General features: G+C 46.1%; 4 protein-coding genes and 1 pseudogene. 1 reads left to right on the top strand and 4 read right to left on the bottom strand.

Translation table 11 applies throughout. The features are described from left to right. On the bottom strand, positions 1-461 hold a 461-nt coding region (locus tag F7C14_RS05230), incomplete at its 3' end, for a hypothetical protein (RefSeq protein WP_290900558.1). Positions 462-510: 49 nt separating this feature from the next. Between F7C14_RS05230 and F7C14_RS05225 the strand changes: the two genes are divergently transcribed. Further along, entirely contained in the window at positions 511-978 is a 468-nt protein-coding gene (locus F7C14_RS05225; RefSeq protein ID WP_290900556.1) for a DUF420 domain-containing protein, read from the top strand. On the opposite strand, the pseudogene F7C14_RS05215 reads toward F7C14_RS05225, so the two are convergent. From F7C14_RS05215 to F7C14_RS05205, 3 genes and pseudogenes are all read right to left on the bottom strand, one after another. Next, positions 979-1892: pseudogene (locus F7C14_RS05215) on the bottom strand (formylmethanofuran--tetrahydromethanopterin N-formyltransferase). A 42-nt stretch (positions 1893-1934) separates the two neighbouring features. Continuing rightward, positions 1935-2264, bottom strand: a complete 330-nt coding sequence (locus F7C14_RS05210) for a P-II family nitrogen regulator (protein WP_290900552.1) — start codon at positions 2262-2264, stop codon at positions 1935-1937. Positions 2265-2273: 9 nt separating this feature from the next. Next, on the bottom strand, positions 2274-3440 hold the full coding sequence (locus F7C14_RS05205) for an ammonium transporter (RefSeq protein ID WP_290900550.1): 1167 nt from the start codon (positions 3438-3440) through the stop codon (positions 2274-2276). Between the last annotated feature and the right edge of the window lie 32 nt (positions 3441-3472).

The raw sequence follows: 3472 nt of genomic DNA, 5'->3' as shown, positions 1-3472 counted from the left end.
TCCATCTCCTCAATCTCGGCTTTCTTAGCTATTAACTCCCATGCTTTGATGTAGGAACATTTGATTTCCTCAGCCTTAACGGTGGTTCCAGCGACAATTTTTTCAGCCTCTATCGATTTGGCAATTATAGATTTTTTGACGTTTATTTTTCTCGCTTTTATTCTCTCAGCCTCCACATACCACTCCGCCTCAATCTCGTTTGCGAAGATTTCTCGAGCTTTTATGAAACCTCCCGCAGAGACTACTCCGGCTTTTATGTAACTGTACGAAAAGACGTGCTTAACTGCTCTTATTTTTTCAGCCTGTATGAAAGAATCGACTTCAAGGCTTACGCCCTCTATTTTTTCAGCCTTAACGAAACCTCTAACCTTGCACGGATTCTCAAATCTGATTGCTTTATAGCTGAGATTTCCCTCCACGACCTTCTCATCAACAACCAACGTATCTCCCTTAACGTACACATAAATAATCGGAAGTAAAATTTAAGAGGTTTGCTGCAATTTTTCAGCCATGGGAATTTTCGGAACCCGCGCCGGGTACTTCTCAGATTTAAGCCTTATCCTTGAATTCCTCGTAACTTTCGCCTTCTTCTCCGGCTACTACTTTGCAAGAAAGAGAAGGATTTCGATGCACTACAGAACGATGCTTTCAGCCTTCATCCTTGACGTTTCGTTTATGGTTAGCTACATGATAAAATCGCTGATTGAGGGAAGAACGGAGTTCCTCGGGCCAGAATTCGTTAAGATATACGTATACCTACCAACAGTAATTTTCCACTCGATAATCTCCCTGGTTGTGCTGTTTCTTGCAGCATACATGATCTACCACGGATTTAAAAACACCGAAAAGATAAACGGAAGAAAAATGATTGAAAAAGAAAAGGAGAGACACCACAAAATTGGAAAAATAACCCTCGTCACGTGGTTTTTGTCTTTCCTCTCTGGATTGGCTGTCTATTACCTCCTCTACGTTTTTTAATTACTCCCCGTACTCCTCTATTATGTCCTTCAGATAGATTTTGTGCTGACCGAGTTTTCCTCCGTAGTTTCCGGCTGAGAGCTTTACAACTCCGTCAACCCTGCTTGCAACCTCTAAGCAAACGTACATGGCTTTTTTAACAGCTTCGAGGCTTACTCCGTTGATGACGATCTCCGGAATGCTTTTAACACCCTCTGGAACTTTAGAATCCGGAATTTTTCCTTTGAGAGTTGGACAGTAGTAGTGATTAGTCGTAGGCCCTATCTCCGGATACTTCGTCTCCGGCTTGCTGCCAGCGGAGCAAATATATCGAAGGAAGTAATCACTCCTTCCATGTTTTTCAAAGCCTCTACAGCCGCTTCCCCAGCCTCCAAAGCAGCTTCTTCGCTTTCGCAGAAGAACCAGACGTTTCCTCCGGCGATTCCTTCAGCGTAGCCAAGATACCTTTCTATTATGAATTCCCCGAACATTATCGGAACTCTTATAACCTTCCTTCCCCACATCTCCTCCTCCCATTCGTATCCGTCCCCGCACCTACCGACGTTTATCTCAGCGTCAATGTAGTTCTCGCTTTGAGTAGCGTTGAACAGCCTCGTTGTCGGAACTACAAGAATGCCCTGCCTTATCCTCTTTCCAAGCTCCCTCATCAACACATCTTTGAAATTCTTGGTCTTCTGAACCCAGATTTGAATTATCGCTCCCTGCCTTCCGTCGGGTGTTTCTTCTGGAGAGACGAATCTTTCAACTCCCCCTTCCGATTCGCCGAACACTGTCGAAGGCAACGCTGTTGAGCCGTAAGCTGCTTTCTTCAAAAGCCATTTGTGTTTGGCTGTTATCAACAATCGAGAATAGATTCCATCGAAAGCTTCGCAGTAGGTGTCTTCTACGGGAACACCATTTAACTCCAGCTTCATGTTTGTAAGTTGAAAAAGAAAATATAAAGGTTTAGTTGAAACTCACTCTTCAACTTCTCCAGTTCTAATCCTCACCGATTTTTCCACAGGAATGATGAATATCTTCCCATCTCCATGCTTTCCAGTTCTTGCAGCTTTTTGAATCACTTTAACGATCTCGTCAACTTTCTCATCCTCCAGCACGATCTCAAGCTTGAGCTTCTGAATGAGATCAACCCTTATCGTTCTGCCTCTGAACTGAAGCTCTATCCCCCTCTGCAAACCTCTCCCCTTTACTTCGGTCACCGTCAATCCGATAACTCCGTTTTCGATCAGAGCTTTTTCGACGCTTTCAAACCTCTCCGGTCTAATTATCGCTTCGATTTTCTTCATCCTATCACCTCACGAGTAAGCCATTTCTCCATGCTGGGAGATGTCCAAGCCCACGTACTCCTCTTCTTCACTCACCCTCAGTCCAATCACAGCATCAACGACCTTGGCTATCATGTAGGTGACGACGAAAGCGTAGACTATCGCTGAAAACGCTCCAATTAGCTGAGCGACGAATTGCCAGTAGTTTCCGAGCAAAAGACCTTCAGCGTTAACGCTTGCGAAGATCCCAGTTGCTATTGCACCCCACAATCCGCCGATTCCGTGGATTGCCCAAGCGTCGAGGCTTTCGTCTATCCCCCTCTTCACCCTGAAAACCATCGCATAGTAGCAGAGAACTCCAGCGACAAAGCCTATGATTACTGCTGAAGCTGGCGTTACAAAACCGGCTGCAGGAGTTATAGCTACCAATCCAGCTATAGCGCCGCTCACAATACCCAGAGACCCCGGTCTTCCATGATAGCCGCTAATTAAAGTCCAGGAAAAAGCCCCGGCTGAAGCTGCTAAGTTCGTAACTATCAGAGCGTTTGCAGCTATTTCATCAGCCGCCAAGGCACTTCCGGCATTAAAGCCGAACCATCCGAACCAGAGTAAAGCTGCTCCAAGCAAGGTCATCGGCACATTATGAGCTTCGATATCGTGCTCTCCAAAACCGATTCTTTTCCCTATCACAAGAGTCAGAGCCAACGCTGAGAAGCCGGAGCTTATGTGGACTACCGTCCCTCCAGCAAAGTCCAAAGCTCCGAGATCTGCAAGCCACCCGTTCCCCCACACCCAGTGAGCGAGGGGACTGTAGACTAAGGTAACCCACAGAAATCCGAAGATGAGAAAGGAAGAAAACTTTACTCTCTCCGCCATCGCCGAGGTTAGTATCGCAAGGGTAACGGCAGCAAACATGAGCTGAAAGATTACGAAAGCATAGTCTCCCATTTCCACGTTGAGCAATCCTGCCATGCTCAAATCTCCCACAATTCCAGCTATCGACTCCGAAAAGGCAAGGGAGTAGCCTACGAGAAACCACTGCAAGCTTGCCAAGAGCAGTGCAGCAAAGCTTAAAGAGATCATGTTAACAGCGTTCTTCTTCCTCACCATCCCAGCGTAGAACAAACCGACTCCGGGCACCATCAGCATCACTAAGGCAGTCGCTACCATTAACCAAGCCAGATCTCCAGACTCCATGCTACGAGAAACCAGCTGCCTTATTTAAATAT

Origin of the sequence: Ferroglobus sp. (assembly GCF_015521575.1) — an archaeon.
Lineage (GTDB): Archaea > Halobacteriota > Archaeoglobi > Archaeoglobales > Archaeoglobaceae > Ferroglobus.
The sequence above is the reverse complement of the archived record's forward strand: the minus strand, read 5'-3'. Positions and strand labels throughout refer to the sequence as shown.